The following is a 23381-nucleotide window of genomic DNA, read 5'->3' as shown; positions in this document are numbered from 1 at the left end:
ACCCCAACATCACCGCCAGCCTGCAGCTGGTCCCCTGCGCTACTCGTCAAGTCAGGCGGCTGCGGAACTCGTCGCTGCGCTCCTCAGACAGTCCTCGCCGACGGCTACGCCGCGACCTGACTTGTCTGCGTTGCTCGGCGGCTCAAATGGGGCCACCCATAGCTTGCACCTCGATATGCCTGGTGGAGTTAAAAGCCTCTTCATTAGGGGCGCTGCCCCACGCCAGTAGCAAAAAGCGCGGCGAAATCTTGAAAAGCGTTGCAGCCACGTGCAGCCCGTCCTGGGGCTGATCCCGAAGCGACGCCAAAAAAGCGAAAAACCCGAGGCGCCAAGCATTCTCGGGGTTTCTCTGTTCAAGCCCGGAACGAAGGCACGCGCCTTACCCGCGGCCGCGCCGCACATCCGGCAGGAACGCCGTCAACAACCCCAACAGCGGCAGGTACGCGCACAACTGATACACGAACTCGATGCCATGCCGGTCAGCCAACTGGCCGAGCACTGCCGCTCCGATCCCGCCCATCCCGAAGGCGAAACCAAAGAACAGCCCCGACACCGTGCCCACCTTGCCCGGCACCAGTTCCTGCGCGAACACCAGGATCGCAGAGAAGGCCGAGGCCAGGATGAAGCCGATGATGAACACCAGCACGCCGGTCCACATCAGGCCCACGTGCGGCAGCAGCAGCGTGAAGGGGGCGCAGCCCAGGATCGAGGCCCAGATTACGCGTTTGCGGCCGATGCGATCGCCGATCGGGCCGCCCAGGATGGTGCCCAGCGCCACGGCGAACAGGAACCAGAACAGGTGGATCTGCGCCGACTGCACCGTCAGGCCGAACTTGGCCATCAGGTAGAAGATGTAATAGCTGCTGATGCTGGCGATGTAGAAGTACTTGGAGAAGATCAGCACCATCAGGATCAGCATCGCGCCGACGATCGTGCGCGTCGGCAGCGGTTGCAATGGGGCTTGCGCGCTCTTGGGGCGGGCGGCGCGTTGTGCCTGATGTGCCTTGTACCAGTGGCCGACCTGCCACAGCACGGCCATGGCGCACAGCGCGGCGAAGGAGAACCACGCCAGGCTGGTCTGGCCGTGCGGAATCACGATCCACGCGGCCAGCAGCGGCCCCATGGCGCTACCGGCATTGCCGCCGACCTGGAAGATCGATTGCGCGAGTCCGTGGCGGCCGCCCGACGCCATGCGCGCCACGCGCGACGATTCCGGGTGGAACACCGACGAGCCGGTGCCGACCAGCGCCGCCGCCACCAGCAGCACACCGTAGGTGGATGCTGTCGCCATCAGCAACAGGCCGACCAGGGTGCTGCCCATGCCGATGACGAGCGAATACGGCTTGGGATGCTTGTCGGTGTACAGGCCCACCAGCGGTTGCAGCAGCGATGCGGTGATCTGGTAGGTCAGCGTGATCAGGCCGATCTGCGCGAAACTCAGGTGGAAGGTGCCCTTGAGCAGCGGGTAGATGGCGAGGATCAACGACTGGATCATGTCGTTGAGGAAGTGCGAAAAGCTGATGGCGCCGAGCACGCGGAAGCCGGTGCGCTCGGCAGTGGGTGTCATGGCGGCTGCGCTGGCCGCACCCGGATTATTGGCCATGGAAGTCTCGTGAGTGTCAGGGTCCGACGCGGGGCGCGCCAGATGGGAATGAATCCTACTCGCCAGATTTGCGCCCGTCCTGCGAGAATATGGAACCAAGCTTCGCAAAATGGGCACTCCATGGAACTCCCCGTCAGATCGATCGCCAGCGGCATGGACCGGCTCGACAGCCCGGTCGCGGCGCTCGCCAGCGACTATCCATCCGGTACCTCGACGCCGCGCCACCAGCACCCCAACGTGCAACTCATCCATGCTGTGCATGGCGTCATGGTGGTCAGCACCGACCATGGCCAATGGGTGGTGCCGCCCACGCGCGGACTGTGGATGCCGTCGCGCACCGATCACTGGATCCGCATGGTGGGGCACGTGAAGATGCGCACTGCCTTCATCCGTCCCGATGCCGCGCCGGACCTGCCGACCGAATGCATCGTGCTGGGCATTTCGCCTTTGCTGCGAGAGTTGATCCTTGCCGCCATCGACGTGGCCGTGCCGTATGAAGAGCACTCGCGCGACGGCCGCCTGATGCGACTGTTGCTCGACGAAGTGGTGCACATGCCCACGCTGCCGCTCAACCTCCCGCGCCCGAGCGACGCGCGCCTACGGCGGATCTGCGACACGATCGCCACTGCCCTCGACGACGACACCACGCTCGCGGGCTGGGCCGGGCGTCTTGGCGTCGACGCCAAGACCGTGCACCGGCTGTTTCTGCGTGAAACCGGCATGAGCTTCAGCCAGTGGCGCGTTCAGGCGCGGCTGCTGCATGCCCTGGAGCGGCTGGCGGCCGGCGACCGCATCGTCGACGTGGCGCTCGACCTGGGTTACAGCAGCCCGACCGCGTTTGCCACGATGTTCCGTCGGCAGTTCGGCGTCGCACCGAGCGCCTATTTCCGGTAGCCATTGAGCTTCTGGGCGGTTATGGCTCCAGAACGAGTTTTGATGTTGCGCAATTTTCAGTAATTGCTGAAAATTCGATTAATACTAAATTGATAACAGGCAAGCCCCGCAGCATGACCCCTCTTGTACGTAGCTTCGTGGCCCATTTCGGCGAGATGGGCAGCCGCTGGGGCATCAACCGCACGGTCGGTCAGATCTACGCGCTGATCTACGTGTCGGCCCGCCCCCTCAACGCGGACGAGATCGCCGAGGCCCTGGCTTTTTCGCGTTCCAACGTCAGCATGGGTCTCAAGGAGCTGCAGGCCTGGCGCCTGGTGCGTCTGCTGCACCAGCCCGGCGACCGCCGCGAGTACTTCGAAGCGCCGAGCGATGCGTGGGAGGTCTTTCGCACGCTGGCCGAAGAGCGCCGTCGCCGCGAAATCGAACCGACACTGTCGATGCTGCGCAGCGCGCTGATGGACAAGCCCACCAGCGAGGAAGACCGCATCGCGCAGGACCGCATGCGCGGCATGCATGAGTTGATCGAGATGATGTCGACGTGGTTCGACGACGTGCAGAAGATGGACCGCGACACCCTTACCCGACTGATGCGCATGGGTTCGCGGGTGCAAAAACTGCTGGAGTTCACCGGCAAGGTGAAGGGCGTGGGCAAAGCGTCGAAGTGATCCTTCACGCCATGCGCCGCACCGCATGACAGGAAACGGCCCGCCGCAACGCGACGGGCCGGGACATACGCGCAGCGCCATTCATCGGTGCTGCGCCCGCCGCGTCACCCACCGGGGGACGGGCGACAGGTTTCAATTGCAGGAGCTTCAACATGGATCCTCTGATCCTGGCGCGCATGCAGTTCGCCGCCAACATCACGTTTCACATCCTGTTCCCCACGATCACCATCGCGCTGGCCTGGGTGCTGCTGTTCTTCCGCATCAAATGGCTGCGCAGTCGCGACGACGGATGGCTGATGGCGTACCGGTTCTGGACGCAGGTATTTGCGCTGTCGTTTGCCATCGGGGTGGTGTCGGGCATCACCATGAGCTTTCAGTTCGGCACCAATTGGCCCGGTTTCATGGAGAAGGCCGGCAACATCGCCGGCCCCCTGCTCGGCTATGAGGTGCTGACGGCGTTTTTCCTCGAGGCGAGCTTTCTCGGCATCATGCTGTTCGGGCACGGACGCGTGTCGGAGCGCGTGAACCTGATGGCGACCATCCTCGTCGCCGGCGGCACGACGCTGTCGGCGTTCTGGATCCTGAGCCTCAACTCCTGGATGCAGACGCCCACCGGCTACGAGATCATCAACGGTGAATTCCACGCAGCGTCGTGGATCGCGGTCATCTTCAATCCCTCGTTCCCGTATCGTCTTGCGCACATGCTGATGGCATCGTTCCTGACGGTGTCGTTCCTGCTCGCCGGCATCAGTGCCTGGCAACTGCTGCGCGGGAAGGTCAACGCGTCGACCCGCCGCGTGTTGCGCATCGGCCTGACGATGGCGGCGGTGCTCGTGCCCGTGCAGATCGTCATTGGCGACATGCACGGATTGAACACGCTCGAACACCAACCGCAGAAGATCGCGGCCATCGAAGGCATCTGGCACACCGAACGGGGCGCACCTCTGCAACTCTTCGCCTGGCCCGATGAGAGAACGCGCGAGAACCGTTTCTCCATTAGCATTCCGCGCGCTGGCAGTCTGATCCTGACGCACGACGCCGATGGCGAAATCAAAGGGTTGAACGAATTCGAAGGCGTGCATCCGCCGGTCGCGCCACTGTTCTTCGCCTTCCGCATCATGGTTGGCGTGGGCGTGCTGATGCTGGCGGCGAGTTGGGCCGGGTGCTGGCTGTTGTGGCGCCGGCGCGAAGGAGCTCTGCCGCGGTTCTACCTGAAGCTGCTCGTGGCCATGACCTTCTCTGGCTGGCTGGCAACGATCGCCGGCTGGTACGTCACCGAGATCGGCCGACAGCCCTTCATCGTGTTTGGGCTGGTGCGTACGGCGGAGGTCGCGTCATCCACGCCTGCCGCCAACATCGCGCTGACATTGACAGCGTACCTCGTGCTCTACGTCCTGCTGCTGATCGCCTATATCGGCGTGCTGCGCTATCTGGCCGAGAAGCCGGTCAGGATCGGCAAGAAAGAAGCGGAGATGCTGCTCGTAACAAGCCCGGTCGATGAGTCGGATGTGACGGATGCGGAGGCACGGTCATGAGTTTCGAACAATTTCTGCCCGTCATATTCATGGCCCTGATGGGCATCGCCATGCTGGTCTACGTCGTACTCGACGGCTACGACCTCGGCGTGGGCATGTTGCTGCCGCGCGCCAACGACAAACAGAAGGACATGATGATCGCGTCCATCGGCCCCTTCTGGGACGCCAACGAAACCTGGCTCGTGCTCGGCGTCGGGGTGCTGCTGATCGGCTTTCCCAAGGCGCACGGCGTGGTGCTGACCGCACTGTACCTGCCGGTGGCGGCGATGCTCATCGGCCTGGTGCTGCGCGGCGTGGCATTCGACTTTCGCGTCAAGGCGCGCGATCACCACAAGCCGCTGTGGAACCGTACGTTCTTCGTTGGATCGACCGTCGCGTCGGTTGCGCAGGGCTGGATGCTCGGGCGCTACATCACCGGCTTCGCACAAGGCACGGAATTCATGGTCTTCGCAGCGCTCATTGCCCTGGCCCTGCCGGCGACATACGTGTTGCTTGGCGCAAGCTGGCTGATCCTCAAGACCGAGGGCCCATTGCAGGCCAAGGCCGTGCGCTGGGCGGGAGTCGCGTGGTTGCCGATGGTGCTGGGCATGCTGCTCATTTCGCTGGCGACGCCGTGGGTCAGCGCCACGGTGCGCAGCAGGTGGTTCGCGTTGCCGGAATTCATCGGGCTGGCGCCGATCCCCATCGCCACCGCATTGGCCTTGCTGGCGCTGGCACGATCGCTGTACTCGCCGCGCGTCAAGACCACGCTGTGCTGGTTGCCGTTCGCGCTGACCGTGTTCGTATTGCTGATGGGTTTTTTCGGGCTCGCCTTCAGCCTGTACCCGTACGTGGTGATGGACCACATGACGCTGTGGCAAGCAGCGGCCGCGCATGAATCGCTGGTGTTCATTTTCGTCGGCGTGTGCATCACGGTGCCGGCCATCGCCGCCTATACGGTGTTCACGTATCGCGTGTTCAGCGGCAAGGCGCGCAAGCTGACCTACGGCGGCGAATAGAGCGGGGTCTCCCGTCTGCTCACGTGAAAAAGGCCCTGTCCGCGTCAGCAGACAGGGCCTTTTGCTTGCCGGCGCCCGATCAGATCGGCGAGCGGCTCGACGGGAACGGTACGAAGGCGCTGCCGCAGTCGTAGGCCGCAGCGCTGCTGCTCCGGCTATCCACCACCGTGAAGCTGTTGCTGCCGCTGCTGCCTAGCAGCAGGTTGGCGAAGGACACCGGGCCCGGGCCCATCGCCACCGTCGAGAACGACGGAATCGGCGTGGCAAGCGAGGTGGTCTTCCACGACGGCGTCGAATCGAACACCACGTTGTCGAGCGTGACGGCATTGAGCGGATAGGTCGCGTTGTAGCCGCGCAATGTGAGCCACACGTTGCCTCCGTTGTAGATCGAGCCGGGCATGTCCACGTAGTGCACGTTGCGAATCGTGATGTCGTGGATGTTCGGGTACACCGTCTTGCCATAGGCGTCGCCGTAATACGTGTCGAGCGTGAGCGCTTCCTGCGCACGACGGATGCACACGCCGTCGTAGGTGACGTTCTTCACTTCGCCGCCACGGCTGTCGTCCGTCTTGATGCGGATGCCCACGGCGAAGTTCGCATCGTTACCGTCGATCGTCAGATCGCGCACCGTCACGCCATTCACGCCGGTGTCGGTCTCGCTGCCGATCGACATGCCGTGCGTAAAGTAGAAACGGTTGTGCAGGATCTGGATGTTCTGGCTCACCAGCGTGGTGTGCGCCTTGATGGCGACGCCGTCGTCGCCGGTGCTGATGTGATTGAAGGCAATCAGCACGTTCTTCGACTGACCCGGGTCCACCGCATCGGTGTTCTTGGTCGTATCAGGCGTAAAACAGGTGCTGGCGCGCGTGGTGTTGGGCGTGCCGGAGACCGTCGGCATATCCGCCGCGTTGCAGGCATAGCCGGGTACGGAATACGCCAGCGTCGGTGTCAGCACCTTGATGCCCCACACCGTCACCGTGTCCACATCGCTCGGCACCAGATGGAACTTGGGCGCGTTCTGCAGCGTGATCTTGTAGACCGTGAAGTTGCTGCCGCCCTTCACCTGGATCAGGCGCGGATTATTCTGGTTGGTGCTCATGGTCTTGGTCAGCGCACCGACGTCCCACCACGTCAGCTTGCCGGCGTAGGCGCCATTGGTCAGCACGGCGCCACCACGGCCGTCGATGGTGCCTTCGCCCATCACACCGCTGTTGGTCGTGCTGGTGGCGGTGATGAGCGCGTTGCAGCCATTGTCGCTGCTGGCGTTCTCGCCGCAGTTGTTCTTGCCGCTGATCTGGTAGTCGGCCGGATTGCGCGAGGCAAACACCGTCACGCCGGCATCCACCCACAGCACGACGTTGCTCTTGAGCGTGATCGGGCCGGTCAGGAATGCGTTCTGGCCGCCGCTGCCGGTCACCAGTTTGACCGCTCCGCCGCTGCAGGCATCGATGGCGGCCTGGATGCGCGAGGCGTCCGGTTTGGAATTGGCAGTACTGGCGTCGACCGCATCGTCCAGCAGCCCTTTGGCGTTCTGCGTCAGCGTGGCGGACAAGGTCGCGCACACGGTGCTCGGGTAGGCAGGCTCCTTGCCGGCCACGGCCGTGTCGTTCAGCGCGGCCGCCGGCCATGCGCCACTGCGGTCGATGGAGGAAGTCGACGACGATGCGCTCGATGTACTCGATGAAGTGCTCGACGAGCTTGACGACGAAGCACTCGACGACGTCGAAGAACTCTTGCTGGAGGAACTGGAAGAAAGGCTGGAACTGTTCGACGTGCTGTCCGAACCGCCACCACCGCCGCCACAGGCGGCAACGCCGCTCGCCACGCTGGCGAGCAATAGGTACTGCAATAACCGCGACATGCTGTCTCCTGGATGCTGCCGGCCGGCGCGGTTAGGTGGGGGTTTGTCGTCGCCGTGCCGGAAAAGGGTTCAGTCTCTGCGGACTGTTCCCGCTCTCAACGCGGCGTGTACGGGTCACGTTGACACGCGGGGTTATCAAATTGCACCCATGAATCGGGAACAAATGCGGCACACGAAAAGAAAAGCCCCGCCGACGCGTTGCGTGGGCGGGGCTGCATCAGCCGGGGCCGGGGGTGGATCAGACGACGCCGGCGCCGTGAGCTTGCTGGTCGGCCCAGTAGGAAGAACGCACCATGGGGCCGCAGGCGGCGTTTTTGAAGCCCATCTTGTAGGCCTCTTCCTCGTACATCTTGAACGTGTCCGGATGCACATAACGCAGCACCGGCAGATGGCCGCCCGAGGGCTGCAGGTACTGGCCGATGGTGAGCATGTCGACGTCGTGCGCGCGCAGGTCGCGCATGACTTCGAGGATTTCCTCGTCGGTCTCGCCCAGGCCGACCATCAGGCCCGACTTGGTGTTCACGTCCGGGTGCGATGCCTTGAAGTTCTTCAGCAGCATCAGCGAATGCTTGTAGTCCGAGCCGGGGCGAGCCTGCTTGTAGAGGCGCGGCACGGTTTCGAGGTTGTGGTTCATGACGTCGGGCGGCGCTTCGTTGAAGATGCGCAGGGCCACGTCCATGCGGCCACGGAAGTCCGGCACCAGCACTTCGATGGAGGTCTTGGGCGACTGCGCGCGTACCTCTGTGATGCAATCGACGAAATGCTGGGCGCCGCCGTCGCGCAGATCGTCGCGATCGACGGACGTGATCACCACGTAGCGCAGGCGCATGGCGGCGATGGTTTTGGCGAGATTCTTGGGTTCATCCGCATCGAGCGGATCGGGGCGACCATGGCCGACGTCGCAGAACGGGCAACGACGCGTGCAGATGTCGCCCATGATCATGAAGGTGGCCGTGCCCTTGCCGAAGCATTCGTGGATGTTGGGGCAGGAGGCCTCTTCGCACACCGTGTGCAGCTTGTGGTCGCGCAGGGTGTCCTTGATCTCGTTGAAGCGGCTGACTTCTTCGCCGGACCCGAGACGGATGCGGATCCATTCAGGCTTGCGCAGCTTTTCGGCCGGCACGATCTTGATGGGGATGCGCGCCGTTTTCAGCTCGCCACGTTGCTTCTTGACGGTATCAACCATGAAAAATTCTCACTCACTGCGCAACCGGGTAGTCGCGCTCCAGCAGTTCGCAAATCCGCCGTGCCAGACGGCGATGGGCCTCGATGACGGTGGTCTCCACACCCATGTCGGCGAGCTGCGTGGTGCGCAGGCCCTCGTATCCGCACGGATTGATGCGGAAAAACGGGGCCAGATCCATGTCGACGTTGAGCGACAGGCCGTGGTAGCTGCATCCACGCGAAATTTTCAGTCCCAGGGCGGCAATCTTGGCGTCGTCGGTGTAGACGCCGGGCGCGCCGGCGCGGCGCTCGGCCGCGATGTTCCAGTCGGCCAGCACATCGATGATGGCCTGTTCCATGAGAGTGACCAGTTCGCGCACCTTGAGGCGGCGGCGGGCAAGGTCGATCAGGAGGTAGATCACCGCCTGACCAGGCCCGTGATAGGTGATCTGGCCGCCGCGGTCGATCTTGACCACCGGGACTTCGCTGGCTTCGAGCAGGTGCTCGATCTTGCCAGCGAGCCCGAGTGTATAGACTGGCGGGTGCTCCAACAACCATAACCTGTCCGGGGTCTCGGGCCCGCGGGTGGCCGTCAGCTCGCGCATGGCCTGCCATGTGGGCTCGTAGGGCACCAGACCGAGCGACTCCACTACGATACCCGGCGCGCCCAGGCCGGGCAGCAATGTGCCGGCCGGAGCCGCTGTTTTCAGGTCGTCCGTACCCACGTCAGAGCACGACCTTGACCATCGGGTGCGACGACAGCTCGCGGTACAGATTGTCGAGTTGCGGTTTGGAGGTTGCCCGCACCGTGCAGGTCAGCGACAGGTAGTTGCCTTTGGCCGAGGGGCGCATTTCCATGGTGTTGCCGTCGAAATCCGGCGCATGGCGCAGCACCACCTCGAGCACGGTCTGCGCGAACTCGTCGTGGCGCGCGCCCATGATCTTGAGCGGGAACTCGCACGGAAATTCCAGCAGGGTTTCGGTGGTGGTGTTCATCGTCGTTCTCCCAAAAACACCGCATTCGCCTTGGGCCTCGTGGGCGGCAGGCGGCGATGGCGCCAAAGACATATATATGGGGCGCCGCCCCTTTATTTCAACCAGATGCGTAGCTGGTCCCACGCCCGGCCCAGCCACCCGGCGGGCGGCACGGCGTCGAGCGCGACGACCGGATACTCGGCCAGCGTGCGCCCCTCGAGCGTCACGCGCAAGCTGCCAACCCGGTCGCCTACCGCCAAGGGCGCGATCATCGGCTCGCGGCCGACGAACTGCAACTTGAGCGAATCGGCCTCGTCCCGCGGAACGGCCACCACGAGATCGCGCAGGAAACCCGCCCGCACTTCGCGGCTGGCGCCCTTCCACACGGTCAGCGTGCGGACCGGCGTATTGGCCGCGTACAGCTTGATGGCGTCGTACCTCTGGAAGCCGAAGTTGAGCAATTGCTGGGCCGACTGCGAAGCCTGGCTGCGGCTCTGGGCGCCGGATACGACCACCACCAGCCGGCGCGGGCCGCGCACGGCGGATGCCGCCAACTGGTTGCCGCCCACGCGCACGTCCGCATCGGCCAGACCGTCCGCGCTCGGGTCGAGCCACAGCAGCCGGTTGCGGTTCTGCTGCACGATGTTTCGGTAGCTGAACGTCTTCTGCGCGAAGCGCGCGTAATCCTGCGGAAAGACCCGGACCAGCGCCGTGGAAAGGATGGCGATGTCGCGGACCGTCGAATACTGCCCGGTCACGCTGATACCGCTGGCGTTCTTGAATACCGTGCCGGTCATGCCCAGGCGCCTGGCTTCGGCGTTCATCAGTTCGACGAAGCCCGCTTCGTTGCCCGAGGTCGCCTCGGCCAGCGCAACGGCGGCGTCGTTTGCTCCCAATACCGCCACGCCATCGAGCAGGGTCGTGACTTTCACCGGCTGGTTTTCGGCCAGATACAGCGACGCGCCGCCGCCCTTGGCGGCCTGTAGCGCGGCTTTGCTGGGTGTGATCTCCTTGTCCAGCGACAGGTCGCCGGCACGCACTTCGGTCAGCGCGACATAGACGGTCATCAACTGCGCCATCGCGCCCGGATCGATGCGGGTGTCGGCGCCCTGCGAGGCGAGTTGCTGGTTGCCGGCCAGATCGAACAGCACCCATGACTTCGCGGGCACCGTCGGCGGTCTGGGCGGATCGGCATAGACAACGCCTGTGCACAGGGCCAGCGCGCAGGCGATCAGAAAACGTTTCATATCAAACCAGTGCGTCCCACAGCAGCTTGGCGCCGGAGAGTCCAAGCAGGGCAGTGGCGGTGAGGTAAAAGGGCCGTTCGGGCACGCGCCGCAATACATGCAAACCGAGCCACACCCCGATGGGCGCCAGCGGCGCCAGTACGGCGGCCAGCTTGAGCGTGTCGCGCGAGAACAGACCCAAAGCGATGTAGGGCGCGATCTTGGCCGCGTTCACGACGGTAAAGAAGACCGCGCTGGTCGCTACAAAGTTCTGCTTGGGCAGGCCACGGCCCAGCAGATAGACGAGGATGGGCGGCCCGCCCGCGTGCGCCAGCGTGCTGGTGATGCCCGACACCGCCGACCAGATGCCGCCCGCGACCGGCCCCGGCGTGTGGTCCCATTTGAGACGCGCGCGCAAGCCAAGCAGGCGATCGAGCATGAACAGCACGGCGATGGCGCCGATAACGCCCTTGACCATGCGGTCGGGCAAGAGGCCGATGGCCAGTGCACCGAGTACGATACCGACCAGCCCGCCGGGGATGATGATCTTGAGTTCGGTGACGGACCACTTCTTCCAGTACGCCCGCACGCCGAAGCAGTCCATCAGGCACAGGATCGGCAGCATCACGGCCACCGCCATGCCGGGCGGCAACCAGATCGCCATCAACGGCACGCCGATGCCACCGAGCGCACCGCCAAAGGCGGACTTGGACACGCCGGTGAGCAGCACCGCGATGACGGTGACGGCCCAACCCGCTGGCGTCAGAAAGTCCACGCGCCAGCGCCCCTCAGAGAATCGGCGCCAGCCAGCGTGCCGCGTCCGTCTCGCTCATGTCGTTGCGCGCGGCCCAGTCGGCGAGTTGGTCGCGGCCGATCTTGCTGACCGCAAAGTAGTGCGCCTGCGGGTGTGCAAGGTAGAAGCCCGACACGGCCGCCGCCGGCTTCATCGCGTAGGCCTCGGTCAGTTCCATGCCGGTGGCGGCAGGGGCGTCGAGCAGGCGGAAGATCTCGCCCTTGGCCACGTGGTCCGGGCAGGCCGGATAGCCGGGCGCGGGGCGGATGCCGCGATACTGCTCGCCGATCAGCGCTTGGTTGTCGAGCGATTCGTCGGCGGCGTAGCCCCAGTAATCCTTGCGCACGCGTTCGTGCAGCCACTCGGCGCAGGCCTCGGCAAAGCGGTCGGCCAGTGCCTTGAGCATGATGGATGAGTAATCGTCGTGCGTGGCTTCGAACTCCGCCAGCTTGCGCTCGATGCCGATGCCGGCGGTCACGGCGAAGGCGCCCACGTAATCGCGCACGTTGGCGCTGCGATCGGCCACGAAGTCGGTCAGGCAGTAGTTGGGCTTGCCCGCCGGGCGCTCGTGCTGCTGGCGCAGGCCATGCCACGCGCCCAAGCGTTCGCTGCGCGACTCGTCGGAGTACAGCACGATGTCGTCGCCCTCGGCGTTGGCCGGGAACAGGCCGAACACGGCGTTGGCGGTGATCCATTTTTCGGCCACCACGCGCTCCAGCATCTTTTGCGCATCGGCGAAAACGTTGCGCGCGGTTTCGCCGACGATTTCGTCATCGAGAATCTTCGGGAAGCTCCCCGCCAGGTCCCAGGTCTGGAAGAACGGGCCCCAGTCGATGTACGGAACGAGGTCGGCGAGTTCGACGTTGCGCAGGGCCCTGACACCAAGTTCGCGCGGCACTGGCGGCACGTACGAGGCATCTTCGTTCCACGCGAAGCGATTGGCTCGCGCATCGCCAAGCGTCACCAGCGTGACGCCTTTCTTTTGCGCGTGCTGGTCGCGGATGCGCGCGTAGTCTTGCGCCACTTCGGAGGCAAACTCGTCGCGCTTTTCGGTGGACAGCAGGGACGTCACCACGCCGACGGCGCGCGAGGCGTCCGGCACGTACACCACCGGGTTGCTGTAGTTGGGCGCGATCTTGATGGCGGTGTGCGCGCGCGAAGTCGTCGCGCCACCGATGAGCAGCGGCACGTCAAAACCGAGGCGCTCCATCTCGCCCGCAATGAACGCCATCTCTTCGAGCGAAGGCGTGATCAGGCCCGACAGGCCGATGGCCTGCGCGCCATGCTCGCGCGCGGCATTGAGTATCTTGTCGCACGGCACCATCACGCCCAGGTCGACCACGTCGTAGCCATTGCAGCCGAGCACCACGCCTACGATGTTCTTGCCGATGTCATGTACGTCGCCCTTGACCGTGGCGACGACGATCTTGCCCTTCGAAGCGGCACCCGTGCGGGCCTTTTCTTCTTCGATGAAGGGAATCAGATGCGCCACGGCCTGCTTCATCACGCGAGCGGACTTGACCACCTGCGGCAGGAACATCTTGCCCGCGCCGAACAGATCGCCGACGACGTTCATGCCATCCATCAGCGGGCCTTCGATCACCGCCAGCGGCGGCTTGCCTTCGGCAGCGAGCTTGGCGCGCACTTCTTCGGTGTCGGCGACGACGAATTCGGTGATGCCCTTGACCAGCGCATGCGACAGCCGCGCTTCGACCGACCACGCGCGCCAGGCGAGATCCTGTGCCGCTTCCTTGGCCTGCCCCTTCACGGTCTGCGCCAGTTCGACGAGCGCTTCGCCCGCGCCTTCGTGGCGATTGAGGACGACGTCTTCGACCTTCTCGCGCAGGTTGGCGTCGAGGTCGTCGTACACGCCCAGCATGCCGGCATTGACGATGCCCATCGTCAGCCCCGCGTGGATGGCGTGATACAGGAACACTGTGTGGATCGCCTCGCGCATGGCGTCGTTGCCACGGAACGAGAAGCTCACGTTCGACACCCCGCCGCTGGTCTTGGCGTACGGCAGGTTCTTGGAGATCCAGCGCACCGCTTCGATGAAGTCGACGGCGTAGTTGTTGTGCTCCTCGATGCCGGTGGCGATGGCGAAGATGTTGGCGTCGAAGATGATGTCTTCAGGCGCGAAGCCGATGCCTACCAGCAAGTCGTAAGCGCGCTTGCAGATTTCGGTCTTGCGCTGGTAGGTGTCGGCCTGGCCCTTCTCGTCGAAGGCCATGACGATCACCGCCGCGCCGTAGCGCTGGCACAGGCGTGCGTGATGCAGAAAGACGTCTTCGCCTTCCTTCATCGAGATCGAGTTAACAATGCCCTTGCCCTGGATGCACTTGAGGCCGGCTTCGATCACTTCCCACTTGGACGAGTCGATCATCACCGGCACGCGCGAGATGTCCGGCTCGGACGCGATGAGCTTGAGGAAACGCTCCATCGACGCGACCGCGTCGAGCATCGCTTCGTCCATGTTGATGTCGATGACCTGCGCGCCGTTTTCGACCTGCTGGCGGGCCACCGCCAGGGCGTCGTCGAAGCGGCCTTCGAGGATCATCCTGGCGAAGGCGCGCGAGCCGGTGACGTTGGTGCGCTCGCCGACGTTCACGAACAGGCTGTCGGCCCCGACGTCAAAGGCTTCCAGTCCGGACAGGCGCAGGCGCGGCTCGATCTGCGGCAGCGCGCGCGGCGCCACGCCGCGGGCCACCTGTGCGAGCGCGCGGATGTGATCGGGCGTGGTGCCGCAGCAGCCGCCGATGATGTTGACGATGCCGTGGCGCGCCCATTCGCCGACTTCGTGTGCGAGTTCTTCGGGCGTTTCGTCGTAGCCACCGAAAGCGTTCGGCAGGCCGGCGTTGGGATGCGCGGACACGTGGCAGTCGGCCACGCGAGAGAGTTCTTCGACGTAGGCGCGCAGCTCACGCGCGCCGAGTGCGCAGTTCAGGCCGATCGACAGCGGTCGCGCGTGACGCAGCGAATTCCAGAAGGCTTCCGCCGTCTGCCCGGACAGCGTGCGGCCCGATGCGTCGGTGATGGTGCCGGAGATCATCACCGGCAGGCGGCGGCCGAGATCGTCGAACAGGCGCTCGACGGCGAAGATGGCCGCCTTGGCGTTGAGCGTGTCGAAGACCGTTTCGATCAGCAGGATGTCGGCGCCGCCGTCCACCAGCCCGCGTGCCGAGTCGTAGTAGTCGTCGGCCAGCGCGTCGAAGCTGATGTTGCGAAAGCCCGGATCATTCACGTCCGGCGAAATCGACAACGTGCGCGAGGTCGGCCCGATGACGCCGGCGCAGAAGCGCGGCCTGGACGGGTTCCTGGCCGTGTACTCATCGCACAGTTCGCGCACCAGGCGCGCGCCGGCCACGTTCAGCTCGTAGGCGATCGATTCCAGCCCGTACTCGGCCTGCGACACGCGCGTGGCGTTGAAGGTGTTGGTTTCGATGAGTTCTGCGCCGGCTTCGAGGTATTCGCGATGAATACCGGCGATCAGTTCGGGGCGCGTCAGCAGCAGCAGATCGTTGTTGCCCTTGACGTCCTTGCCGTGCGCGCGGAAGCGCTCGCCGCGATAGTCGGCTTCGCCCAGCTTGTAGCGCTGGATCATGGTGCCCATGGCACCGTCGAGGATCAGGATGCGCTGGGCGAGAAGCTGGCGGAGTTCGGGGCTGCGGTCTGGCTGCATGTTATGGCTTGCTCTGTGGCGTGGTGCGATGGCGGCGGGCAACAAAAAACCCGTCGGCCTCGGGCTCAACGGGTTTGGCTGTCGTGTTGCGCAAAACTCGCGTCGCTTTAGCGGAATTTTTGGGCTGCGCCCCGCAAGCTGAGGCTCAAATCGGCGCAAGCTGCGAATTCTGCGCGCAAGTCACTGATTCGTCAAGAAAGTCCATGCCGGGCAGAGGGTCTTGTCAGTTGGGTATGCAGCCCATGATCCCGCATTCGTACGGATCGAGGAAGCGCGTCTCGGTACGTACGACCTTGCCGTCCCTGAAGATGACGTTGAACCGCTTGAGCTGGCCGCCGTGGCCGATGCTCTCGACGTTCCACTCCCAGGCTTCTTCCTTGGAGAAGTAATACGTCTGCGAGGACATCGGTTCGCCGAGCGTGCGCAGGACGTCTTCATGCGTCATGCCCGGCTTGATCTTGTCCATGTACGGATCGGTCAGCACCTGCGCGACGTTGGATACCTGGTCGTTTGCGCCGACGGTGATCATGTAAACCGTGGTGCCGAAGGGCTGGTTGTTGTACTCCAGTTGGCGCGAGCCGTCCGGGTTCTTGTAGACCGCCCGTGGCTGGCCGGCGAGACGGACGACGTCCGCCTCGCTCTGCCCCGGCTGGACCTTGAGCGGCCCCAGGCTGCTCGCACAGCCGAACAGCACGGCCGCCAGACAACACACGATGCTCGTGGTGATTCGCATGATCGGCTCCATTCGGAGGTGGCAATGCCTGTAGCGACTAAACAGCGATCGGACGCGCGATATTCCAGTGAGCCGCGCGGGTTCAGTTTTCTTCGTAGGTCAGGATGTCGGTACGCGTCACGCGGCCGGCACGGTTGAAGTACACGAGGAAGTGCTGGCGGAAGCCGTCCATCCAGTCCGGCGCGTTCCAGTCCCAGGTGATCTCGTTCTTCAGGTTCGGCGTCTTGGAACCCGGCGCGCCCAGAAGGCGGCGCACGTCGTCTTCGGTCATGCCTTGCTTGACCTTGTAGACCTGTTCGCGGGTGAGCACCTGGTCGACCGCGAGCACCTTGTTGTCCGGGGCAATGATGACCATGTACGTCACCTGGCGCGACGGCTGGTCGGAGTACTCCCATTGCTGGCCGCCGTCGGCGTTCTTCCAGGTGTGGTTGGGCTTGCCGACCTGCGTCTCGACGTCGGCCACGGTGGCAATGCCGGGCTTGAGTTTGGCAAAGCCGCCATCGACCATCGTGGCGCAGGCGGAAAGGGACAGGGCGAGGGCGGCGAGGAGGGCCTTGGTTCTCATTGTGTGATCTTCTTTCTTGGTTATTCTGGCAGACCGCTCAGCCGGCCGTCTGCACCATGGTGCGGGAGACTTCCACGACGCGGCCGTCAGGGCCGAAATGTACGTTGAATCGCATTTCCTGCGTACCCATGCCCACGTAGGGCCAGTCCCAGACGACCTGCTGCTTGAGACGGAAGGGCACGCGCGAGATCGGCGCACCGAGGATGCGGCGCACTTCGTCTTCGCTCATGCCGGTATGGATGCGATTGAAGTTCTCTTCGGTCAGCACTTGTTCCATGGACAGTAGGACTCCGTCTGGCGAGATGTGCAGCATGTAGTTGTGCGTGCCGTTTGGCATGCGCGAATACTCGAGGATGACGCCGCCGTCATCGGCCGGCCACTGCTTGGTCGGCTGGCCCATGTAGCGATGCACGTCTTCCACCGTGGATTCGTTTGGTTTGAGTTTGTTCTCGGCAACCCAATCGCAGGCAAACAGCATCAGGCAGGCTCCCAGGACGAGACAGGCACGACGCAGGCGCATGGCAAACCTCTACGAGCGGCTCAGGCGCGAGACACGCTGGCGCACTTCCAGCGCCATGCTCTGCCCCTGCGAGAGCATGCGCAAGCCGGGCATGCCCGGGCGGTGGAAGGCGTCGGTGATGTGCGTGATCGGCTCGAAGCAGAAGAACGGCTGGTTTTCGGGGCGGAAGAAGATCGACAGATCCAGCCCGGCCGGCTCGACCGTGTCCCATTCGAGCGCGAGGTCGATGTCGTCGCGCTCCATGCGCATGCGCCCGTCCCAGCCAGAAAAATTGTTGTCGATGCGGCCGCGCCCGAGCGTGCGCAGCGCGTTGAAGTCCCAGTCCGGCGGCACGCCGCGCACGTGGTCGGTGGGCAGGCTGCCGGTCTCCTTCCAGTAGCCATCGGCGGCGAACTGCACGCGCGGGCCGTCGATGTCCGCGCCACGCAGGTAGAACGGGTGCCACGCCAGCCCGTACGGCATCGGGCTGTCGCCCAGGTGCGTGACCGACAGGCGCATGCTCATCACCTCGCCTTCGACGGCGTAGGTCTGGGTGGCCTGGTAGTCGTACGGATAGTCGTGGTAGCGGTGCGACTCGAGCAGCATATGGATGCGCGTGTCGGTGTGCTCTTCGACCTGCCAGACCTGCATCCAGCCATTGCCATGGATGGGGTACGGCACATCGTCGCGGTTGTTGGCCATTGGATGGAAGACGCCGTCGACGGTGATGCCGCCGGCGGTGACGCGATTCGACCATGGCACCAGCGGGAAGTTGGAAACGATGCGCCGGCCGTCGTAGCTCGGTTGATAGGGTCGCCACAACGGTTGCCACGCGTCGTCGCGCCGCACTTCCCAGAATGCGGCGCTGCCGCCCAGCGCGGGCAGCACGCCCAGGCGCTGCTCATCATTGCCGATGGTCAGGATGGTAGGTTCATTCATGGTTGTCTCTGCCGCAACGGGAGCGGAGATTGTCGTCCAGGCATACCGCCCGGCGCGATACGTTTTGCTCAATAACCTTGTTCGTCGAGCCACTCACGGATGCGGTCGGCAACCTGTCGCCAGTCGCGTTCGAGCATCAGCCCATGGCCCATGTCCGCGAAAATTTCGGCCTGCACTCCGTAGGTCTCGCCCGTATCGACCACCTGCCTCGCCGGGATCAGCGTGTCGTGCTCGGCGCCGAGAATCAACATCGGAGGGCGATACATGCGTGCCGGGCTGGGCAATGCGAACAGCGTCATGTCCCACACCGCGCGCATCGACTCCGGCTGCATCCGCAGGAAGCACGACTGCAGCACCTCGGGCGTGACCGGCTGGTGGAACAGGGCCTCGCGCAGCGTATCCAGATGAGGTTGTCCGCCGCCGAGCACACGATTCAGGTCCAGCAACATGGCCGGGCGCTGGAACAGCAATCCGGCCGCCGCCATCGCAAGGCCGCCGGGCGGCACCGAACACATGAGCACCACGCCGGGCACGTCTTCGTGTTCGAGCAGTTTCTGCACCACCAGGCCGCCCATCGAATGGCCGACCAGGACCGGCCGCGCGGGAAGGCTGGCGATGGCTTCGCGGACATCGTTGACGTAGTCGTCGATGGATAGCGCGTCGAGATGCTCGCGCCCCGCGCTGCCGCCGTGTCCGGACAACGATACTGCGTGCGCCGACCAGCCGTGCGATGCGAAATACGACAGAAAGTGGTCGTCCCAGCACCATGCGCCGGCATAGGCGCCGTGCACGAACAGCAAGGGCGTGGCGCGCGCTGCGCCCTGCGGCAGGCAGGAGAGGATTTCGAGATGGCTGGGGGTGCCGGACATCAGGGGGCTTTCCCGCCGCCGCTGGCGGCGCGTGAGAACCGTTCATGGTCCGCTGCAACGGATCATGAACGGATTCTGGGACAGCTTACTTCCTCGGAACGTTCAAGCCACGCTTGACGGCCGCGCGCTTGGCGATGGCGTCGTACCAGCGCTTGACCTCGGGGTACTGCTCCAGATCGGTCTGGTGCATGGCGTAGCGATGGATCCACGGCCAGGTTGCGATGTCGGCAATGGAGTACTCCTTGCCGGCGAGGAACTTGCGGCCCTTCAGGCGCGTGTTGAGCACGCCGTAGATGCGCTGCGTTTCGCCCCAGTAGCGCGACACGCCATACGGCACCGGGGTCTGGGCGCGCAGGAAGTGGTGCGCCTGACCCAGCATCGGGCCGACCGAACCCATCTGGAACATCAGCCATTGCAGCGCTTCGTACTTGCCGGCGACGTCTTCGGGCAGCAGCTTGCCGTACTTGCTGGCCAGGTAGACCAGGATTGCGCCGGACTCGATGAGCGTGATCGGCTTGCCGTCAGGACCATCGGAATCGACCAGCACGGGAATCTTGTGGTTCGGGTTCAGCGCCAGGTACTCGGGCGTCATCTGCTCGCCTTTGCCGATATTGATCGGCTTGACCTCGTACTTGACGCCGAGTTCTTCGAGCATGATGGATATTTTTTGGCCGTTGGGGGTGCCCCACGTGTAGAGGGTGATCAAGATGTGACTCCGGGTGCGATTGGGAAAAGCCCGGCAAGCGTACCGCAGCTTGCGACGCTGTGGCACGCGCCGCGCGCATGGTGGCGCGTCGTCGGCGCATGCCTGTTGCGTCCGCGATTCGTCTGGCGGGGTTTAAACCACCTAGAACTTGCGATAGCGCTCGCTCGAACTGGAACTCGACGCCCCTTCGCTTCCGCGGATGAACCACTCCCGTCGAGGCGCCTCGATGGGTGGATCGAACAGCACGATGTCGGAGCTCACCCCTTCTGGCGGCTGCGGGGGGCGCGACGGTTGCGGCTGCACGGCGATCATGCTCTGCCGCCACACTTGTTCTGCGATGCGATCGGCATGTTCGTTGCCTGAGCCGACCGCCACGGCGACAGTGTAGCGATCGCTCGATCCGACGACCATGGCCTGTCTTGAGTCGGGGGATTGGGACACCCACTGTGCGCGCCAGCCGCCATCGTTTGACGACAGCATATCGAGCACGATGAAGCTCGCCGCCGTGGACAGCACGCGCAGGCCCTCCGCGCCAGCCTGCTGGACATGCACCGGGCCGCTGTTGCCGGTCGCCAGCGCGCGCCATGCGGTGGCCGCTTGCGACAACGTGACGTCACCGTTGGCGTCAGGCGCATCGGCCGCCAGTGGCGGTTCCAGTCCGACGAGGTGCAAGCGTTCGGCCAGCGCCGATGGCGGCAATTGATGCAGCAGCGCGCCCATGGGGCCAGGGCGGTGTTGTGCGAGCGCAGTGCGCAGCGAGGCCGTGTCGAAGGGTATCTGCGAGTCGGGCGGCGTTCCTGGCGGCGGATTGCCGAATACCGTCGCCGCCGTGGCGCGGCGCGTATCCAGCGCCAGCGTGGCCGCGTGCGGCCACCACCACTGCGGCAACGTGCGCCGCGTCGATACCCCGTCGGGCAATGAGCCATTCGGCGCGCCGACCCATACGAGCGCTTCGTTGCTGACGTTGTCGAGCACCAGCACGGCGGCGTCCGGGGCGTTCGAATCGCGGACGATGTCGAGCACGTGCCGTTGCATGTCGGCATCCAGCGTCGACGTCAGCGTCTGGCCCGGCTGCTTGAGCAACTGGCGCGCCAGATGCGGCGCCAGTGCGTACCGCGGCTGGCCGCGCGGTGCATCGAGCCGCTGCTGGGCAAGGCGCGCGATGTCCGAGCACATCTGCGGGCTGCCGAGATTGCGTGCCAGCGCACACGCGCGGCGCGCGACGATTTCGGGCTTGGCGTTGGGACCACGCAGCAGCGCGGCCAGGATCACCGCCTCGGGGCGCGTGAGCTGGTGCGTATCCATCCCGAACAGAAAGGCGCTGCCGGCGGCGAGCCCTTGCAGATCGCCGCGCAATGGCGCGAGATTGAGATATGCCTCGAGAATCTGGGCCTTGGTCCAGTGGCGCTCCAGTTCGATGGCGGCCAGGCTCTGGTCCCACTTCTGCGTGTAGCTGCGGCGGCCGCGTGACGGCAGGCGCAGCTCGGGCTCGAGCAGCCCCGCCACCTGCATGGTGAGCGTCGAGCCGCCGCGCTGGGTATGACTCCACAGGTTCTGCCAGGCAGCGCCGATGAACGCGCGCCAATCGACGCCCGGGTGTTCAAAAAAACGTTTGTCTTCGGCCGCCAGCAGCGCTTCGCGCATGGCCGGCGACAGTGCAGTGAGCGGCGTCCACGGTAGCCGGCGCACGGTGAAGTCCAGTCGGACGTCGGACAGCGGCGTGCCCTTGCGGTCCAGCAGCGTGGCGTCGGAACCGACAAAGCCATTGCGAACCTGTTCGAACGATGGCAGTTGGGCAAACGCCGGCGCGTTCGCAACGGCGATCACAAACGCAACGCACAGGACTCGGACGGACTTCATCAAGGGGTGGAACAAGGCAGGAGCGCCGAATTGTGCCCCTTACACCCCGGCTTGTCATTGGAGGCGCGCAACCACGCCGCCGCCCTTTCTGTGAATTTTCAGCAGACGCGCTTCCACTCCTGCAATTCGGTGGCCAGCAATTGATGACCATCCGCACGCGCCCTGGCGGCGAGTTCCTCGGCGTTGGAATCGTTCACCAGCTCGTGGCCGAAGCCGCGCAGGAGTTGGTTGTAGATCTCATCCAGATTCGGCTTTTTCGACGGCGGTTGATCATTGACGAGCTCACCCATGGCAATCCTCCTGGACCGTGATTGAAGGAAACGGAACCGTACCTGCACGGCCCGTTCCCGGTCGACAGCCCTTTGCCGGATCGGTTCGCCGCGCGTCAGCCCGCCATGAAGCCTAGGTTACGCGTCGCGAAATTGCCGATGTTGGGGATCACGTCGGACATGCTGCTGTCGGGTACCCCGAACCACCGCGCCAGCGTGGCGCCGTACTGGTCGACCGACGTGGTCGGCAGCAGGCGCCCCGAGCCCACGTCGTCGTTGCTGCCCAATGCGACGTCCGGGAAAGTCCCATACATGTTGCCGCCATTGACGGCGCCGCCCACGACGAAGTGGTGCGCGCCCCAGCCATGGTCCGAGCCGTCGCCATTGCTGGTCAGCGTGCGACCGAAGTCGGACGCCGTGAACAGCGTGACGTTGCGGTCGACGCCGAGCGTCGACGTCAGGCTCTGGAAATACGCGATGGCGTCCGACATTTCGCGCAGCAGCGCGGGTTGTTGGGTGAGCTGAAAATCGTGCGTGTCGAATCCACCCAGGCTGACGAAGAACACCTGTCGCCGCGCGCCCAGTACGTCGCGCACGCCAATGAGCTGCGCCACGGTGCGCAACTGCATGGCAAGGCGGCTGCTGGCAAGCGAAGCCGGCAGCGTGGGCGCGATGGTCGACTGCCCCAGCGCGCCGCTGACCGTGCTGGCCGCGCCAAGGCTGCGGCTGACGACGTCGGCGTAGTCCTGTTCCAGCGCCGAATTGCTGCCTTCGGTGATGATCGCCCGCAGCGCGTCGTCGCCGCTGGGGCTGCCGAACAGGCTCGTGCCGGACAGCGCGCTGACCGCCGTCGCGCCGCCATTGGTGGTGGCCGTGCCCGACCCGACCTGGTACTGGAAGATCGTCTGCCCGGCCAGGAAGGTCGAGCTGCCGCTGGCCGAGATGGCGGTGAAGACCGACTGCGTGTTCTGCGACTTGAACATGTCGCCCAGCCGGCCGCCCCAACCGACGCGCACGCCTTCCGGCGCGAAAGCCTGCCACGTCGCCTGCTGGTCGTTGTGCGAAAACAGCTTGGGTGGCAGCGGTGCGCCGCTGGCTTTGTACTGCGCCAGCGTGAGCGGCTGCAGCAACGGGCCGACGTTCGCCAGTACGGCCGCACGGTTCTGCTGGAAGAGGCTTTGCAGGGACGCCATCTCCGGCGCCAGCGCGAACTGACGCCCGCCTTGCGATGTGGTGGGCACGATCTCCAGCAGATTGGCCCGGGCGCGCGCCAGCCCTTTCGAGCCGTCGGCGACCTCGCCGCTCCCGCCGCGGGCGGCGGCGTACTTGTCGTAACTGGCCTGGTCGTAGGGCATGACCATATTGTTGTGGTCATTGCCGCCGTATAGGAACAGGCACACCAGCGCGCGATAGTCCGGCGCGCTCTGCGCCGCCGCCGCGCCGATGCCGGCGAGGTTCAGCGCGAACGGCGCGCCCGCGCCCAGCGAGGACAGTGCCGCCGCGCGCTTGAGGAATTCACGCCGCGAGGCATTTCCGATTCTGTGCATG

At 64.8% G+C, this 23381-nt stretch carries 21 protein-coding genes; 4 read left to right on the top strand and 17 right to left on the bottom strand.

The window, feature by feature from the left end; all coding sequences use genetic code 11:
- Positions 1 to 379: 379 nt before the first annotated feature.
- Complete coding sequence (locus tag ACDA63_RS16910) at positions 380 to 1603, bottom strand: MFS transporter (protein WP_373664454.1); 1224 nt, start codon at positions 1601 to 1603, stop codon at positions 380 to 382.
- A 120-nt stretch (positions 1604 to 1723) separates the two neighbouring features.
- Between ACDA63_RS16910 and ACDA63_RS16905 the strand changes: the two genes are divergently transcribed.
- From ACDA63_RS16905 to ACDA63_RS16890, 4 genes are all read left to right on the top strand, one after another.
- Positions 1724 to 2497, top strand: coding sequence for a helix-turn-helix transcriptional regulator (locus ACDA63_RS16905; protein WP_373664453.1), 774 nt, complete (start codon positions 1724 to 1726; stop codon positions 2495 to 2497).
- Positions 2498 to 2610: 113 nt separating this feature from the next.
- The gene (locus ACDA63_RS16900; RefSeq protein ID WP_373664452.1) at positions 2611 to 3162 is read left to right on the top strand and encodes a GbsR/MarR family transcriptional regulator; all 552 of its coding nucleotides are present in this window, start codon (positions 2611 to 2613) and stop codon (positions 3160 to 3162) included.
- Positions 3163 to 3314: 152 nt separating this feature from the next.
- Positions 3315 to 4697, top strand: a complete 1383-nt coding sequence (locus ACDA63_RS16895) for a cytochrome ubiquinol oxidase subunit I (RefSeq protein ID WP_373664451.1) — start codon at positions 3315 to 3317, stop codon at positions 4695 to 4697.
- Positions 4694 to 5695 (top strand): cytochrome d ubiquinol oxidase subunit II, encoded by a 1002-nt coding sequence (locus ACDA63_RS16890; RefSeq protein WP_373664450.1) that lies wholly within the window; start codon positions 4694 to 4696, stop codon positions 5693 to 5695. Before ACDA63_RS16895 ends, ACDA63_RS16890 begins: the two co-directional genes overlap by 4 nt.
- Before the next feature lie 79 nt (positions 5696 to 5774).
- Here the strand turns inward: ACDA63_RS16890 and ACDA63_RS16885 are convergent, their stop codons facing one another.
- The 16 genes from ACDA63_RS16885 to ACDA63_RS16810 form a co-directional block, all read right to left on the bottom strand.
- Positions 5775 to 7556, bottom strand: a complete 1782-nt coding sequence (locus tag ACDA63_RS16885) for a glycoside hydrolase family 28 protein (RefSeq protein ID WP_373664449.1) — start codon at positions 7554 to 7556, stop codon at positions 5775 to 5777.
- 238 nt (positions 7557 to 7794) lie between these two features.
- Entirely contained in the window at positions 7795 to 8742 is a 948-nt protein-coding gene (lipA, locus tag ACDA63_RS16880) for a lipoyl synthase (protein WP_373664448.1), read from the bottom strand.
- 13 nt (positions 8743 to 8755) lie between these two features.
- On the bottom strand, positions 8756 to 9376 hold the full coding sequence (gene lipB, locus ACDA63_RS16875; protein WP_373664455.1) for a lipoyl(octanoyl) transferase LipB: 621 nt from the start codon (positions 9374 to 9376) through the stop codon (positions 8756 to 8758).
- A gap of 70 nt (positions 9377 to 9446) precedes the next feature.
- A complete protein-coding gene (locus tag ACDA63_RS16870; protein WP_373664447.1) occupies positions 9447 to 9716 on the bottom strand; it encodes a YbeD family protein in 270 nt (89 codons plus the stop codon).
- Positions 9717 to 9808: 92 nt separating this feature from the next.
- Positions 9809 to 10942, bottom strand: a complete 1134-nt coding sequence (locus ACDA63_RS16865; RefSeq protein ID WP_373664446.1) for a D-alanyl-D-alanine carboxypeptidase family protein — start codon at positions 10940 to 10942, stop codon at positions 9809 to 9811.
- Between the two features lies 1 nt (position 10943).
- The gene (locus tag ACDA63_RS16860) at positions 10944 to 11696 is read right to left on the bottom strand and encodes a sulfite exporter TauE/SafE family protein (RefSeq protein WP_373664445.1); all 753 of its coding nucleotides are present in this window, start codon (positions 11694 to 11696) and stop codon (positions 10944 to 10946) included.
- A gap of 13 nt (positions 11697 to 11709) precedes the next feature.
- Positions 11710 to 15393 carry a methionine synthase gene (gene metH, locus ACDA63_RS16855; protein ID WP_373664444.1) on the bottom strand — a complete coding sequence of 1228 codons (3684 nt, stop codon included), beginning with the start codon at positions 15391 to 15393 and terminating at the stop codon, positions 11710 to 11712.
- 223 nt (positions 15394 to 15616) lie between these two features.
- Entirely contained in the window at positions 15617 to 16126 is a 510-nt protein-coding gene (gene bamE, locus ACDA63_RS16850; RefSeq protein ID WP_373664443.1) for an outer membrane protein assembly factor BamE, read from the bottom strand.
- 82 nt (positions 16127 to 16208) lie between these two features.
- Complete coding sequence (gene bamE / locus ACDA63_RS16845; protein WP_373664442.1) at positions 16209 to 16691, bottom strand: outer membrane protein assembly factor BamE; 483 nt, start codon at positions 16689 to 16691, stop codon at positions 16209 to 16211.
- Positions 16692 to 16728: 37 nt separating this feature from the next.
- Positions 16729 to 17211, bottom strand: a complete 483-nt coding sequence (bamE, locus tag ACDA63_RS16840) for an outer membrane protein assembly factor BamE (protein ID WP_373664441.1) — start codon at positions 17209 to 17211, stop codon at positions 16729 to 16731.
- Between the two features lie 9 nt (positions 17212 to 17220).
- Positions 17221 to 18129, bottom strand: a complete 909-nt coding sequence (locus ACDA63_RS16835; RefSeq protein ID WP_373664440.1) for an aldose 1-epimerase — start codon at positions 18127 to 18129, stop codon at positions 17221 to 17223.
- A 68-nt stretch (positions 18130 to 18197) separates the two neighbouring features.
- On the bottom strand, positions 18198 to 18998 hold the full coding sequence (locus ACDA63_RS16830) for an alpha/beta hydrolase (RefSeq protein WP_373664439.1): 801 nt from the start codon (positions 18996 to 18998) through the stop codon (positions 18198 to 18200).
- Between the two features lie 85 nt (positions 18999 to 19083).
- The gene (locus ACDA63_RS16825) at positions 19084 to 19704 is read right to left on the bottom strand and encodes a glutathione S-transferase family protein (RefSeq protein ID WP_373664438.1); all 621 of its coding nucleotides are present in this window, start codon (positions 19702 to 19704) and stop codon (positions 19084 to 19086) included.
- Between the two features lie 141 nt (positions 19705 to 19845).
- On the bottom strand, positions 19846 to 21564 hold the full coding sequence (locus tag ACDA63_RS16820; protein ID WP_373664437.1) for a transglycosylase domain-containing protein: 1719 nt from the start codon (positions 21562 to 21564) through the stop codon (positions 19846 to 19848).
- 98 nt (positions 21565 to 21662) lie between these two features.
- The gene (locus ACDA63_RS16815; RefSeq protein WP_373664436.1) at positions 21663 to 21854 is read right to left on the bottom strand and encodes a hypothetical protein; all 192 of its coding nucleotides are present in this window, start codon (positions 21852 to 21854) and stop codon (positions 21663 to 21665) included.
- Positions 21855 to 21949: 95 nt separating this feature from the next.
- Positions 21950 to 23380 carry a DUF1501 domain-containing protein gene (locus ACDA63_RS16810; protein WP_373664435.1) on the bottom strand — a complete coding sequence of 477 codons (1431 nt, stop codon included), beginning with the start codon at positions 23378 to 23380 and terminating at the stop codon, positions 21950 to 21952.
- Between the last annotated feature and the right edge of the window lies 1 nt (position 23381).

The sequence above is a fragment of the Uliginosibacterium sp. sgz301328 genome (assembly GCF_041807905.1).
Classification (GTDB): domain Bacteria; phylum Pseudomonadota; class Gammaproteobacteria; order Burkholderiales; family Rhodocyclaceae; genus JBGVSA01.
Note: the sequence above shows the minus strand (reverse complement) of the source record. Positions and strands in the feature narration are given on the sequence as shown.